The sequence below is a fragment of the Cohaesibacter sp. ES.047 genome, from assembly GCF_900215505.1.
Taxonomy (GTDB): Bacteria; Pseudomonadota; Alphaproteobacteria; order Rhizobiales; family Cohaesibacteraceae; genus Cohaesibacter.
Genome location: NZ_LT907844.1, coordinates 4583899 through 4598764 on the forward strand (window position 1 = coordinate 4583899; position 14866 = coordinate 4598764).

General features: G+C 58.2%; 13 protein-coding genes. 9 read left to right on the plus strand and 4 right to left on the minus strand.

All coding sequences use genetic code 11. From position 1 onward, the window contains the following. Window positions 1-22 precede the first annotated feature (22 nt). The 3 genes from CPH65_RS20980 to gatC form a co-directional block, all read right to left on the minus strand. A complete protein-coding gene (locus CPH65_RS20980) occupies window positions 23-346 on the minus strand; it encodes a chorismate mutase (protein WP_096175647.1) in 324 nt (107 codons plus the stop codon). Between the two features lie 23 nt (window positions 347-369). Further along, window positions 370-1842, minus strand: coding sequence for an Asp-tRNA(Asn)/Glu-tRNA(Gln) amidotransferase subunit GatA (gatA, locus tag CPH65_RS20985; RefSeq protein WP_096175648.1), 1473 nt, complete (start codon window positions 1840-1842; stop codon window positions 370-372). A 112-nt stretch (window positions 1843-1954) separates the two neighbouring features. Then, window positions 1955-2242 (minus strand): Asp-tRNA(Asn)/Glu-tRNA(Gln) amidotransferase subunit GatC, encoded by a 288-nt coding sequence (gene gatC, locus CPH65_RS20990; protein ID WP_096175649.1) that lies wholly within the window; start codon window positions 2240-2242, stop codon window positions 1955-1957. A gap of 291 nt (window positions 2243-2533) precedes the next feature. Here gatC and CPH65_RS20995 point away from each other — a divergent pair, with 291 nt between their 5' ends. The 7 genes from CPH65_RS20995 to dprA all read left to right on the plus strand — a co-directional run bounded on the left by CPH65_RS20995 (window position 2534) and on the right by dprA (window position 9073). Continuing rightward, window positions 2534-3115: an NADPH-dependent FMN reductase gene (locus CPH65_RS20995; RefSeq protein WP_096175650.1), complete on the plus strand. Its 582-nt coding sequence runs from the start codon at window positions 2534-2536 to the stop codon at window positions 3113-3115. A gap of 55 nt (window positions 3116-3170) precedes the next feature. Then, entirely contained in the window at window positions 3171-3734 is a 564-nt protein-coding gene (gene ruvX, locus CPH65_RS21000) for a Holliday junction resolvase RuvX (RefSeq protein WP_096175651.1), read from the plus strand. Between the two features lie 39 nt (window positions 3735-3773). After that, window positions 3774-4715 (plus strand): AEC family transporter, encoded by a 942-nt coding sequence (locus CPH65_RS21005; RefSeq protein ID WP_096175652.1) that lies wholly within the window; start codon window positions 3774-3776, stop codon window positions 4713-4715. Window positions 4716-4862: 147 nt separating this feature from the next. Continuing rightward, entirely contained in the window at window positions 4863-5810 is a 948-nt protein-coding gene (locus CPH65_RS21010) for an aspartate carbamoyltransferase catalytic subunit (RefSeq protein WP_096175653.1), read from the plus strand. Window positions 5811-5820: 10 nt separating this feature from the next. Beyond that, window positions 5821-7128 (plus strand): dihydroorotase, encoded by a 1308-nt coding sequence (locus CPH65_RS21015; RefSeq protein WP_096175654.1) that lies wholly within the window; start codon window positions 5821-5823, stop codon window positions 7126-7128. A 73-nt stretch (window positions 7129-7201) separates the two neighbouring features. Further along, a complete protein-coding gene (gene plsY / locus CPH65_RS21020; protein ID WP_096175655.1) occupies window positions 7202-7882 on the plus strand; it encodes a glycerol-3-phosphate 1-O-acyltransferase PlsY in 681 nt (226 codons plus the stop codon). Between the two features lie 18 nt (window positions 7883-7900). Next, a complete protein-coding gene (dprA, locus tag CPH65_RS21025) occupies window positions 7901-9073 on the plus strand; it encodes a DNA-processing protein DprA (protein ID WP_096175656.1) in 1173 nt (390 codons plus the stop codon). A gap of 157 nt (window positions 9074-9230) precedes the next feature. Here dprA and CPH65_RS21030 read toward each other — a convergent pair whose 3' ends face one another. Further along, window positions 9231-9461: a hypothetical protein gene (locus CPH65_RS21030; protein ID WP_096175657.1), complete on the minus strand. Its 231-nt coding sequence runs from the start codon at window positions 9459-9461 to the stop codon at window positions 9231-9233. Between the two features lie 325 nt (window positions 9462-9786). On the opposite strand from CPH65_RS21030, the gene topA reads away from it, so the two are divergent. Then, window positions 9787-12441 carry a type I DNA topoisomerase gene (gene topA, locus CPH65_RS21035; protein WP_096175658.1) on the plus strand — a complete coding sequence of 885 codons (2655 nt, stop codon included), beginning with the start codon at window positions 9787-9789 and terminating at the stop codon, window positions 12439-12441. A 66-nt stretch (window positions 12442-12507) separates the two neighbouring features. Next, the gene (rnr, locus tag CPH65_RS21040) at window positions 12508-14832 is read left to right on the plus strand and encodes a ribonuclease R (protein ID WP_244574471.1); all 2325 of its coding nucleotides are present in this window, start codon (window positions 12508-12510) and stop codon (window positions 14830-14832) included. The last annotated feature ends 34 nt before the right edge of the window (window positions 14833-14866 follow it).

A 14866-nucleotide genomic window follows, 5' to 3' on the forward strand; every position in this document is an offset into this window, starting at 1 on the left:
TCACTTCACAATCGGCCAGCGCTTAAGCGCCGGGTGTATCATTCTTATCAGCCAGACGGGCAGCGATGGTCGCAGCCTCGTAGTCGATATTGACTTCAATGAGTTCTTCCCAGAACTGCATGTAGAGATCAGGGGCCAGATCGACAGCTTCAAGCTCGGCAAGCACCTTGTCGAGCACATCCTTGACGCGGGCTTCCACCCGCGCCTCACTGGGATCGCTCTTGATCTCTGCCATGCGTCGCACATAGGCATCCCGCTGAGCAAACAGAGCGACAAGGGACTTGTCGATCCTGTCGATTTCCTCGCGGATATGAGCCTTTTCCGTGCATTCTTCAGGCTTGCGCATTGCGTGTCTCTCGGCTCCGTTCTCTACCACCACTTGGCTGGTGCTTCCATGATGCCCGCAGCATTTTCAAGAACGCCAGCGGTGCGGAACAGTGTTTCCTCGTCAAAGGCCTTGCCAATGAGTTGGAGACCGAGCGGCAATCCCTTGTCCGATGTGCCAGCAGGAATGGAAATACCCGGCAGCCCGGCCATGTTCACCGTGACGGTGAAGATGTCATTGAGATACATCTCGACCGGATCGGTGACTTTCTTGTTCAGCTCGAATGCAGCCGATGGTGTTGCCGGCGTCAGGATGGTGTCGACGGTCTGAAGCGCCTTCTCGAAATCCTGTTTGATCAGGGTCCGGATCTTCTGGGCGCGCAGATAGTAGGCATCGTAATAGCCAGCCGACAACACATAGGTCCCGATGAGAATGCGGCGCTTGACCTCATCCCCAAAGCCCTCTGCACGGGTCTTCTCGTACATGTCGATAATGTCGTCGCCATCAACGCGCAGGCCGTATTTCACGCCGTCATAACGCGCAAGGTTCGAAGAGGCCTCGGCCGGTGCCACGATATAATAGGCAGGCAGCGCATATTTGGTCATCGGCAGCGAGATCTCGACGATCTCGGCGCCGGCTTCCTTCAGCCAGTTGATGCCTTGCTGCCAGTTGGCTTCGACTTCCTCAGGCATACCGTCAACGCGATATTCCTTCGGGATACCAACCTTCATGCCGCGAATATCGCCCGTCAAAGCCGCTTCGTAATCGGGAACCGGCAGATCGACGCTGGTGGTGTCCTTGGGATCAATCGACGCCATGTTCTTGAGCATGATGGCCGCATCGCGCACGGTGCGAGTGATCGGCCCGGCCTGATCAAGCGAGGAGGCAAACGCAATCATGCCCCAGCGCGAGCAACGACCATAGGTCGGCTTGATGCCCACAGTGCCGGTGAAGGCCGCTGGCTGACGGATGGAACCACCCGTATCAGACGCCGTTGCCCCGGCGCAAAGGCGCGCAGCCACCGCAGCAGCAGACCCGCCCGAAGAGCCGCCGGGCACGCGATCGACGCTTTCGCCCGTCGCCCGCCAAGGGTTCTTGACCGGCCCGAGATAACTTGTCTCGTTGGCCGAGCCCATGGCGAATTCGTCCATGTTGAGCTTGCCCAGCATGACAGCCCCAGCGTCCCACAGATTCTGTGTCACCGTGCTTTCATATTCCGGCGTGAACCCATCAAGGATGTGCGAGCAGGCATAAGCCCCGACGCCCTTGGTGCAATAAAGGTCCTTGATGCCGAGCGGAATACCTTCAAGCGCCCCGCCCTCACCTTTGGCAAGCCGTGCATCGGAAGCGGCCGCCATCTCCAGCGCCTTGTCCGGCGTCTTGGTGATGAAGGCATTAAGCTCATCAGCGCCATCAATCGCCTTGATGTAGCTTGTCGTCAGCTCGGTCGCGGTGAATTCTTTTTTTGCCAGCCCGTCGCGGGCCTCTGCAATCGTCAAAGCCGTGAGATCTGTCACGCGGCTGTCCTCATCTTTTGCAGGATCGAAAAGCTCAGCTTTCCTAGATCCCGATCAATTTCAAGTCGGGGTTCTGATCGGGCACCGGTTTGCACCAGCACCGGTCCACGGACTATTCGATCACCTTGGGAACCATGAAATAATTGTCTTCAGACGCGGGAGCATTGGAGACAACCCGGTCAGCATAATTGCCATCATTGATGACATCCTGACGCTTCTTCATCTCCTGATTAACGACGGACGTCATGGGTTCGACGCCATCCACATCAACCTCATTGAGCATTTCAACCCAATTCAAAATGGAATTGAGTTCACCCTTGAGGCTCTCTGCCTCGTCTTCCGTAACGGACAGGCGGGCGAGACGCGCCACGCGCTTGACCGTGTCCTTATCAATTGACATCGATAAAAGCCTTCCGAGTAATGGTCCGGTGTGCGCCAATAGGAGCGCGCGCAATGCGCCGGACTTCATGAGTCTTGTCTCACTCGATAACGGCTATAGCATTGGTAAAGAAAGCCGCGCAACTCCCCAACGGCCCAAAGCCCGCACGAAAGTCACCAAGGCGTCAAGGAATGTGCCCATTTTCCCCATTTGCTGTCCATTCGCCACGAAAAGCCAGCGACAGCGCGTTCAGAATCGGGGCAAGAAGAAAGCACATCGTGATCGCCCTCCCGCCCGAACAAGGTTATTGCAATGACGCAGCAAAACGCACAGCGATCCGTTCCGTTCAGCATCCTCGCCATCTCCGGGAGTGCACGTCGGCAATCGACCAACACAGCCCTACTCCGTTCCGTCCGCGACGTCGCTCCTCATGGCATCAACGTCACGGTCTTTGACGCTCTGGGCACATTGCCTGTCTTCTCACCAGACCTTGAAGCCGACCCTTTGCCACCGACCGTTGCCGCCTTCAAGGCTGCCGTCGCAGCCTGTGACGGCATCATCATTTCCAGTCCGGAATATGTACGCACCCTGCCCGGCGGCCTCAAGAATGCCATTGATTGGCTTGTGTCAGGCGACCAGATCATCGACAAGCCCGTAGCGCTCTTGCATGCCTCTCACCGGGGAGATGATATGCTCGCCACATTGCGGCTGGTGCTGCCGACAATAACCAGCCGATTTGAGCCCGACATCTTCGAACGATTCGAACTGATGAAGGCATCGCCCGATGAAGTCGCCCAAGTCATGCGCGAGCCGGAGCAAAAAGCCAGAGTGCAGGCCTATCTCACAGCCTTTGCTGCCGCCTGTGACGCCCCCAAAGACGAATTATTCTGTTGAAGTTACAGGCGCAACAAGCCACAACGATCTCATTCATTGACGAGAGACCCAATCCATGGCCCGCAAGAAAAAGAAAAAAGCGCCAATCGACATTGCGCTTCACGACCTGATCGCAGGCCTTAAGCGCGGTCAGCGCCTGATGGGCCTTGATCTGGGCACCAAAACAATTGGCGTGGCCGTCTCTGACACGGGCCTCGTGATCGCCAGCGCGATTGAAACCATCCAGCGCAAGAAATTCGCACAGGATGCCGAGCGGCTCATTGCCCTCTGCACCGAGCATAATGTGGGCGGGCTCGTTCTGGGACTACCGCTCAATATGGACGGCTCCGAAGGCCCGCGCTCACAGGCCACCCGCGACTTTTACCTGTCGCTAAGGGACTTGTGGCGCGAAAGAGAGCAAGAGCCGATCCCAATGAGTTTCTGGGATGAGCGCCTCTCGACGGTCGCGGTGACACGCACCCTGCTTGATGCCGATGCCTCGCGCGCACGGCGCGGCGAAGTGGTTGACAAGATGGCCGCATCCTACATTCTTCAAGGCGCGCTTGATCGCGCCCGTCTCTCTCCCTCTTCCTCCTTGGATGACAATCCGGATTTGGATGAGGATCCCGACGCGACCTGACAAGCCCAGCCCTCAAGACCGCACGGCGGAAGCCCTTCCATGTATATCATCATCGAAGCCATCATACCCACCTTCTTCCTTGTCGGCCTTGGCCTCTTCATGCGCCGCAGCGGGCTCATTCCGGAGGACAGCTGGGGTGGTGTCGAGACGATTTCCTACTGGCTGTTCTTCCCGGCGCTGATCTTCAACTCGCTCTACAGGGCCGATCTGCAAACGGTACCGTGGGGCGAAATGACCTTTGCCCTGGTTCTGGCCATTCTGGTGATGGCGGCAATCCTCTTGGCGCTCTTCCCGCTGCTCAAGAATGGCTACTCGGTCGACAATCCCTCTTACACGTCGATCTATCAGGGGGTATTGCGCTGGAACGGGTTCATTGCGCTGGCCATTGTCCAGAAAGCCTATGGCAACGACGCCATGGCTCTGGTTGCGGTTGCCATGGCGGCCATGATCCCGCTCATCAACATCATCATTGTCGCGATGATGGCGGTTTTCCTGTCCGACAAAAAGGCCAGCTTGTCTTCGGTACTCCTCAACATTGCAAAGAACCCTTTCATTCTGGCCTCTGTTGCTGGTCTCTCGGTGAACCTTCTGGACATCCCGCTCTGGGATCCGATTGCCTCAACGATTGATATTGCGGGACGCGCCGGTCTTGCCTGCGCCTTGCTGATCGTCGGCTCGGGCCTGCGCCTGCGCCATGCCTTCCCGCCGGTGATCGATGTCTGGTTCGCAACCGCCTTGCGCTTCATTGGCATGCCAGCCCTCACGGTCGGCTTTGGCGTGCTGTTTGGCCTTGGCGGCGAGCCGCTCGAAGTGCTGATCATTTGCACCGCAGTTCCCACAGCCATGAACAGCTATGTGCTCGCCAGAAAGATGGGGGGCAACGCACCGTTGATTGCCGCCATTGTGACCTGGCAAACCTTGCTTTCTGCCTTTACCATCCCGCTCTGGCTCATGCTCGTGCGCGCTCTTCAGCTCAGTTGATCACAGCGAAGCTTCCGGACACCAGACAGAAGCGCAGCGTTTGGCGCCACAAATCACGAACTTTCCTCTCAGCCTCTTGCGACAGAAGCCGACTCCACCTATAGCTCTACATCTAGCGAAACCTCAGACAACGCTAGGACGAAGATCGTGGCATTTGCGCACCGCCATCTGCTCGGAATTGACGGGCTAACCCCTCCGGAAATCACAAACCTGCTTGATCTGGCTGAAGAAGCCGTGACAATCTCCCAGCAGGTTGAAAAGAAGAAAACGGTCCTCAAGGGCCGCACACAAATCAATCTCTTCTTTGAAGCATCCACCCGCACACAAAGCTCCTTCGAGCTGGCCGGAAAACGGCTCGGCGCGGACGTGATGAACATGGCGGTGAAAAACTCCGCCGTCTCCAAAGGCGAGACCCTCCTCGACACAGCCCTGACGCTCAACGCGATGCATCCGGATATTCTGGTGGTGCGTCACGCGGCAGCAGGAGCCCCGCAACTGCTGGCCCGCAAGGTCGGCTGCTCGGTGATCAACGCAGGGGACGGCGCCCACGAGCACCCCACGCAGGCGCTGCTCGATGCCTTGACCATCCGCCGGCACAAGGGCAGGTTCGACAATCTCGTGGTTGCCATCTGCGGCGACATTCTCCACTCGCGCGTTGCCCGCTCCAATATCCTTCTGTTGTCGGCCATGGGCGCGGAAATCCGGCTCATTGCTCCGACGACGCTTTTGCCCGCCAACGTGGAAGCCATGGGCGTCAAATGCTTTCAGGACATGCGCAAGGGGCTGGACGGGGCAGATGTCGTCATGATGCTCCGCCTGCAGCTTGAACGCATGAGCGGAGCCTTTGTCCCCTCGATCCGCGAGTATTTCCACTTCTATGGTCTGGACGAAGACAAGCTCTCCTGCGCCAAGCAAGACGCCATCGTCATGCACCCCGGCCCGATGAACCGCGGCGTCGAAATCGACAGCTCGGTTGCAGATTCTGGCCGCTCGGTCATTCACGAACAGGTGGAAATGGGGGTAGCGGTCCGCATGGCGGTTATCGAGACCCTCGCCAAGAACACCATCGAATTCGGCCCCGTCGAGCAGGAATAGGGACAAGACAATGCCTGAGAAGAACCAAGCCCCCTTTGCGCTCACCAACGTGCGCCTGCTCGACCCGTCCACCGGGCTCGACGAACGCGGCGCCATTCTGGTTGAAGACGGCAAGGTCAAGGCCATCGGCGCCAACGTTGGTGCACAACTGCCAACCGACATCTTGCGTGTCGATGGCGGCGGCAAAATCGCAAGCCCCGGCCTTGTCGACATGCAGGTCACGACCGGCGAACCGGGAGCAGAGCACCGCGAAACACTCAAAAGCGCCAGCCGCGCGGCTGCGGCCGGTGGCGTGACCACCATGGCCTGCATGCCAGACACGGATCCGGTCATCGACGACATCGCTCTTGTCGATTTCATCAAACGCCGCGCCCGTGACACCGCCCGTGTTCACGTCGAGCCCTACGCCGCCATGACACGGGGTCTCGCTGGCAAGGAAATGACCGAAATCGGCCTGATGCTCCAAGCCGGTGCCGTCGCGCTGTCCAACGGTCGGCGCGCCATCACCAACGCCCAGATCATGCGCCGGGTGATGACCTATGCCAACGATTTCGGAGCCCTCGTCGTCCATCATCCCGAAGATCCCGATCTGGTCGGCAACGGCGTGATGAACCTTGGCGAAACCTCCACCCGCCTTGGCCTTCCCGGCATTCCGTCCGAGGCAGAAACCATCATGGTGGCCCGCGACGTGCGCCTTGCCCAGCTTACTGGCTGCCGCTATCACGCAGGACAGATCTCCTGCGCCGAAAGCCTCGATATCATTCGCCGCGCCAAAGACAAGGGGCTCAACGTGACGTGCGGGGTTTCGATCAACCATCTCACGCTGAATGAAAACGACATTGGCCTCTATCGGACCTTCTACAAGATGTCGCCCCCGTTGCGCAGCGAAGAGGAACGGCAAGCCATGATCGAGGGTGTTGCCGACGGCACCATTGACGTGATTGTCTCCGCCCATGATCCTCAAGACGTGGATACCAAACGCCATCCCTTCGCGGAATGTGCGGACGGAGCAGTCGGTCTTGAAACCATGCTCTCGGCGGCCATGCGCCTTATCCACAGCGAACAATTGACCTTGATGCAGGCCTTCAAGGCGCTTTCCTGCACGCCCGCCAAGCTTCTGGGACTGCCATCGGGCACCCTAAGCCCGGGAAGTCCGGCAGATATCATCGTCTTTGATCCGGAGGTTCCTTGGGTCATGGATCGCGACGAGTTGCGCTCCCGGTCGAAGAACACCGCCTTTCACCAGGCACGGCTGAATGGCCGGACCCTTCAAACCTACGTCGATGGTCAGCAGGTTCACCATTTCGATCCCAGCTGATAGCCTGTAGTATGTTGATGACGAAGGACCGGGCAATCTCTACCCGGTCCTCACTGACCGAAGGACGAATGACATGCCGGATCCCATCACCTGGAGCCATTCCCTGCCATATCTGATCACGGCCCTGATCTTTGGCTACGTTCTTGGCTCGACCCCCTTCGGCCTCATCCTGACCCGCTTTGCCGGATTGGGCGATGTCCGCTCGATCGGCTCGGGCAACATCGGCGCAACCAATGTGCTGCGCACAGGCAACAAGCTGGTCGCGGCCCTCACCCTTCTGGGCGACCTGCTCAAAGGCACACTGGCGGTTCTCATAGCCAATGAATGGGGCGGCGAAACCGCCCACGTGGCCGGCATGGGTGCCTTTCTGGGCCATCTCTTCCCCTTCTGGCTCGGCTTCAAGGGAGGCAAGGGCGTGGCGACTTTCCTCGGTGTTCTGCTCGGCCTCTACTGGCCCGGCTTTTTGCTGTTCGGCTTTGTCTGGCTCGCCACCGCCTATATCACCCGCTATTCCTCTTTGTCAGCGCTGATTGCCAGTGGCCTCACGCCGTTCGCCATGATCGGATTTGGCGAATGGCAACTCGCCGAGCTGTTTGCCGTTCTTGCTGCCCTTTTGTGGCTCAAGCACAAATCCAATATCAACCACCTCGCCAACGGCACGGAAAGCAAGATCGGCCAAAAGCAAGCGCCACCCGATTCTGAGACAAATGAGCCTATGGCAAACGAGGCACAGCCACCACAAAAACCTCTCTAGGATAACAAGGAGGGGCAGATGCAGAGCGATGAAACCGGCGAACACGACAACCAGACTGGGGATGCGCAGGAGCCGCATCGTCTCTCCGACAAAGAGCGCTTTGATTGGCTAAGGCTCATTCGATCAGAAAGCATTGGCCCGGCCACCTTCCATGATCTGGTGCGCTGCTTTGGCAATGCGGGCAAAGCCCTTGAGCAAGCACCGGATCTGGCGCGTCGAGGCGGTGCCCGCCGCCCCATTCGTATTGCTGCGGCAAGCGACATCGAACAGGAATGGCAACAGGTGCATCAATCCGGAGCTCGATTTGTCGCGCTCGGCGAGCCGGACTATCCAAGAGCACTGGCGCACATTCACGCGCCTCCCCCCATCCTGACCCTTGCGGGAAAAGCCGAACTGGCCCAGAAAACCGTGCTCTCGATCGTCGGATCGCGCAATTGCTCCGCAATCGGCATCAAGCTGGCACGCATGCTCGCTTATGATCTGGGTGCGGAGGGCATCACCATTGCCTCTGGTCTGGCGCGCGGGGTCGATACGGCTGCCCACCAGGGGAGCCTTTCGACCGGGACTATTGCCGTGGTTGCAGGCGGTCTCAATCGTATATTCCCCAAGGAAAATCTCGATCTTGCCCACGATATCGCACGGCAGGGATTGCTGGTTTCTGAAATGCCGTGGAACTGGCAGGGACGCTCACAGGATTTCCCGCGCCGCAACCGGATCATATCCGGTGTCGCAGCCGGTACATTGGTGATCGAGGCAGCAAAGCGGTCCGGCACGCTGATCACGGCACGCTATGCTCTGGAACAGGGGCGCGAGGTTTTTGCCATCCCCGGCTCTCCGCTCGACCCGAGAGCCGAGGGCACCAACAATCTTATCAAGCAGGGTGCGAGCCTTGTCTGCAACGCCGAAGATATTCTGGCAAGCTTGACGCAGCAGTTGCCCTATTCCCGGCCCCTTGCTGGCAGCATCAAGGAAAGCGACATCTCGAACTCAGCCGATCGCCTTGAGGAAGATCCGGGCGGCGCTGTGCGAGACGCCTTTGTCAGGATCCTCAGCCCGACACCGATCACCATGGACGAACTGGTCCGCCAATCGGACCTTTCGCCCGGAGATGTACAAATGTTGCTTCTGGAGTTGGATCTGGCAGGCAAGCTTGAGCGCCACGGCAATCAGTCGGTTTCGCTCATTCCCTAGTGACGCCTTCCCTAGTGACGCCGATACATTGTGGGCCGATAGAGTGTGGGCCGATAGAGTGGGACGCGCAAGATTTGCCGCTGCACCAGCAACCCCACCGACCGGCATGCGCCGCGCCCGCTTTGTCACCTGATATTTTCCGTCAATCAAACGCGCATCAATCGGGCGTGCCTACCGAGCTCCCGTTCATTGCTTTTGCCTTGATCGTTCCCGGCCGGATCTGTTTTGAGACTTCCATCGCTTCGATCTGCGCCATCTCCAAAAGATAGACCAGCATTGCCAGTTCACTCTGGCGCGCCATCTGGGTCAGATCTTGCAAATGCGCATAAATATAGTCCGCTGTCTTGGCTGACGAACCGCGCGAGGCTTCCGTTGCACTGTCTCTCACAATGATTACTCCGAACTCCGGTGCTGCATTCGCCCGAAGAGTTTTGGAACTGGTTTCCAGTGCTGACGAGCAAATCAACACCAGCTGAATTATTTAGTTGCACCAATATAATATATATATCCTTAGTTGCAACTCCATATTTTCGACGCATGTGTGAAAGACAAAATAACTGATCCGATTTTGCTTCCCGCCCTTGACCTTGATGAGGTAAGCGGTCATGTGACTGAGGTTGAAGATATAAGAATCAGGGAAAACCGCCACCAACCGGTCACAACTTTGTCGTGTTCGCAGAATAGTGGTGGGGAAGAAGAAGTACGGATCTCCTATGGACGTAGTCATCGTAGAATCACCAGCCAAAGCCAAAACCATCAATAAGTATTTAGGCAGCAATTACAAAGTTTTGGCATCATATGGGCACGTTCGGGACTTACCGTCTAAAGATGGTTCGGTCTTGCCGGACGACGACTTTGCCATGACCTGGGAAGCCGACGCGAAAAGCAAGAAACGGCTCTCCGAAATTGCAGATGCCGTCAAACAATCCGACCGTCTCATCCTCGCGACTGACCCTGATCGCGAGGGAGAAGCCATCTCTTGGCACGTACTTCAGGTGTTGAAAAACCGCCGCGGCGTGCTCAAGGACAAGCCGGTCCAGCGGGTCGTGTTCAACGCCATCACCAAGGAATCCATTCTCGAAGCGATGAAGCATCCACGCGACATCGACACGCCGCTGGTTGATGCCTATCTGGCTCGCCGTGCGCTCGATTATCTCGTCGGCTTCACCCTGTCGCCCGTACTTTGGCGCAAGCTTCCCGGTGCCCGTTCAGCAGGGCGCGTTCAATCGGTTGCCTTGCGCCTTGTATGTCAGCGCGAGGAAGAAATCGAACAATTTGTTCCGCAGGAATACTGGTCGATCGTCGCGGACCTGCAAACTGCAGGCAACGCCGATTTTCAAGCCCGACTGGTCGCCGTGGATGGCAAGAAGAAAGGCCGCCTCGACATCCCCAACGGAACCGAGGCAGCCGACATCAAGGGGCTGATCGAAGCGGCGGATCTGCGCATCCGGTCTGTAGAAGCCAAGCCGGTTCGGCGCAACCCGTTCGCCCCGTTCACCACGTCGACATTGCAGCAGGAAGCCTCTCGCAAGCTGGGCTTTGCCGCCGCCCGCACGATGCAGATCGCCCAGAAACTCTATGAAGGGGTTTCCGTTGGTGGCGAGACAACCGGTCTCATCACTTATATGCGTACAGATGGTGTGCAGATCGCCCCCGAGGCCATTGGCCCCATCCGCGCTGAAATCGAGAAAGAATTCGGCAAACAGTATCTGCCTGACAAGCCGCGCATCTATTCCACCAAGGCCAAGAACGCTCAGGAGGCCCACGAGGCCATCCGCCCGACCGATGTTGTGCGTCATCCAAAACAGATGGCCCAATATCTCGATGAGGAACAGCTCAAACTCTACACGCTGATCTGGCGCCGGACCATGGCCAGCCAGATGGAATCGGCCCAGATGGAGCGCACCACCGTCGATATCGTCGCCCGAAGCGGTTCACGCAGCGCAGACTTGCGCGCCACCGGCTCGGTCGTTCGCTTTGATGGCTTCCTTACTCTTTACACCGAGAGCAAGGACGACGAAGACGATGAAGAGAGCAATCGCCTGCCACCGATGAGCGAAGGCGAGGCTCTCGCGCAGAAGGCCGTCACGGCAACCCAGCATCACACCGAGCCGCCACCGCGCTTCACCGAGGCCACCCTCATCAAGCGCATGGAAGAGCTAGGCATCGGACGCCCGTCCACCTACACCGCGACCCTTTCGGTTTTGGGTGATCGTGGTTATGTGGTGCTCGACAAGAAACGCCTCATTCCCGAAGCCAAGGGACGGCTGGTTACCGGCTTCCTGTCCAACTTCTTCGAACGTTATGTGCAGTATGACTTTACGGCGAGCCTTGAAGAAAAGCTCGACCAAATTTCGGCTGGCGAGCTCGAATGGAAGGACGTCCTGCGCGATTTCTGGAAAGACTTCTCCTCACACGTGGATGGCACCAAGGAACTGCGCGTCAGTCAGGTGCTCGACACGCTCAATGAAGTTCTGGCCGCCTATGCCTTCCCGCCCAAGGAAGAGGGCAAGGATCCCCGCGCCTGCCCGGCTTGCGAAACGGGCCAGCTCAGCCTCAAGACAAGCCGATATGGCGCCTTCATCGGTTGTTCCAACTATCCTGAATGCGGCTATACCCGACAGTTGACCGCCGACGGCAACGGCGACAATCAGGGCAATGCAGATGCAGGACCAAAGGGTCTGGGGACCGATCCCGAAACGGGTCTTGAAGTCTCCTTGCGCACCGGTCGTTTTGGCCCCTATGTGCAGCTTGGTGACGAGAAGAAGCCGCCCCGCTCCTCCATTCCCAAGGGATGGGAGCTCGACAGCATCGATCTGGAAAAGGCCCTCAAGCTGCTTTCCCTGCCGCGCGAAGTCGGCCCGCATCCAGAAGACGGCAAAATGATTTCTGCTGGGCTTGGCCGCTACGGTCCTTTCGTGCTGCACGAGGGCACCTATGCCAACCTTCCCGGCGTCGAAGACATTTTCACCGTTGGTCTCAACCACGCTGTGAGCCTGCTCGCTGAAAAACGCGCCAATGGCGGCGGACGGCGAACAGCACAGGTTCTCAAGGATCTGGGCGAGCATCCTGACGGCGGTGCAATTGCCGTCAAGTCTGGCCGCTACGGACCTTATGTCAATCACGGCAAGATCAACGCGACGCTGCCCAAGGACTTGAAGCCCGAAGACGTCACTTTGGAAAAGGCTCTGGAGCTCATCGCTGAAAAGGCAGAAAAGAGCGGCAAAAAGAAACCCGCCGCCAAAAAGCCTGCTGCCAAGAAAACCACAGCCAAAAAGACGACGGCCAAGAAGACAACGGCGAAAAAACCTGCAGCCAAGAAGAAGCCTGCCGCCAAATCCGAATCCGAAGACACAGACGAAAGCTGATGATCCGACATTGGGGAGATCGCCTCGTCTCAAGTCTTGGATCATGACCAAGAAAAGGACCGGTCCTTGATACGCAAACGCAGACCGACCGTTGAAGACGGCCTTCCCTCCAAGGAGGAAATCCTTGCCTTTATCGCCGAAAATCCCGGCAAGGCCGGCAAGCGGGAAATCGCCCGGGCTTTCGGCATCACTGGCGGTGCGCGCATTGGTCTCAAGCGCCTTCTGAAAGAACTCACCGAGGACGGCCATCTCGAGAAGAGCCGCAAGCGCCTGACAAAGGCGGGCGAGCTGCCAGCCGTTGGTGTCTATCGCATTGTCGAGCGCGACCCTCAGGGCGATCTGATCGGCCTGCCGGTCAAGTGGGAGAGCGAGGAGCATGGCGAACCGCCGCGCCTGCTGATCCAGCCGGACAAGAAGTCAAAGGCCGTTCCGGGCATCGGCGACCGCGTTTTGGCCAAACTCATTGAACGTGACCTTGAAGCCTTTGAAATGCCGGGCATCCGCCAGGCGGTTCGGGTCATCAAGATCCTGCCCAAGCGCGAGGATTCCATTCTTGGCATCTATCGCCGCGATCCCATCAATGGTGGTGGCAGGCTCGTGCCGATCGATAAAAAGACGCAGGAACTGTCCATCGATGATTCTGGCCGCGGTGAAGCCGAGGAAGGCGATCTGGTCGCCGTCTCCATCACCCGTTCAGGCCGCTCGCGTACACCCCGCGCCCATGTCCGCGAAGTGATCGGGCCGATGGCCTCAGAGCAGGCGGTCAGCATGATCGCCATTCATGCCCTCGGCATCCCCTATATCTTTCCCGAAAATGTGTTGGGCCAAGCGGAACGGGCCACCCAGCCGGGCATGAAGGGACGTGAGGATTGGCGCGACCTGCCGCTCATCACCATCGACCCGGCCGACGCCAAGGACCACGACGACGCCATCTATGCGGAAGCGGACAGCGACCCTGCCAACGAAGGCGGCACGATTGCCTATGTTGCCATTGCCGACGTCGCCTATCACATTCCCATGGGATCCGATCTTGATCGTGAAGCCTTCAAGAGGGGCAACTCGGTCTATTTTCCCGACCGCGTCGTTCCCATGCTACCAGAGCGCATTTCGAACAATCTGTGCTCCCTGAAGGAAGGCGAGGACCGCCCCTCCATGGCCGTGCGCATGGTCTTTGACAAAAAGGGCCAGAAGAAACGCCATTCGTTCCACCGCGTGATGATCCGCGTCGCTGCTGGCGTGTCCTACAATCAGGCTCAGAGCGCCATAGACGGCCAAACAGACGAGACGACGGCACCAATCCTTGAGAGCATTCTAAAGCCTCTGTGGCAAGGCTATGAGACGCTGAAGGTCGGTCGTGATGCCCGCGAACCGCTCGAACTTGACTTGCCCGAACGCAAGATGCAGCTCAAGCCCGATGGCACCATCGACCGGGTTTATGTGCCACCACGCCTCGACGCCCACAAACTGGTCGAGGAGTTCATGATTCAGGCCAACGTGGCCGCAGCAGAAACGCTCGAAAAGCACAAGCAGGCGCTGATCTACCGAATCCATGACAACCCCTCGCCGGAAAAGCTCGAAGGCCTGAGAGAATTTCTCGGTTCGCTTGATCTGAGTTTCCCCAAGGGCGGCAACCTACGCCCGGCCAACTTCAACGCGATCCTGAACCGCACAGCCGGCACCGAACACGCACCACTGGTCAGTCAGGTGGTGCTGCGATCGCAGGCTCAGGCTGAATACAACCCGGACAACATCGGGCATTTTGGCCTCAACCTCTTGCGCTACGCCCATTTCACCTCGCCCATTCGCCGCTATGCCGACCTTATTGTCCATCGCGCCCTGATTGCGGCGCTGAAGCTCGGAGAGGACGGCTTGCCCAAAGGCTTTGATGGCAAGCTTGCAGATATTGCTGCCCAGATCTCCACCACAGAACGCCGCGCCATGTTGGCCGAGCGGGACACCAAGGACCGCTTGATTGCGGCTTTTCTGGCTGACCGGGTCGGCGCAACCTTTCACGGGCGCATCTCCGGTGTCACCCGTGTCGGTCTCTTTGTCCAGCTTGCTGACACGGGCGCTGACGGGTTCATTCCAGCCTCGACACTTGGTCAGGACTATTATCACTTTGACGAAGCCAATCACCGGATGGTCGGAGAAGCCACTGGCGAAACCTTCCGACTTGGTGATACCGTAGAGGTTAAGCTTGTCGAGGCCGCTCCCATGGCAGGAGCCTTGCGCTTTGAAATGCTGACCGAAGGCCCAAGAGATCCCAAGAGCAGGATGCCTCGTAACAATTGGCGCAAGGGCAAGAGCAAGACTGTGGTCAACCGGACAGGTCAAAGCAAGAAAAAGCCGGGCACCACACGAGCAAGAAGCAAAAAGGGACGCGGACGCTAAAAACGCGTCCTTGCGAGGATGACGAGGAGAGAAG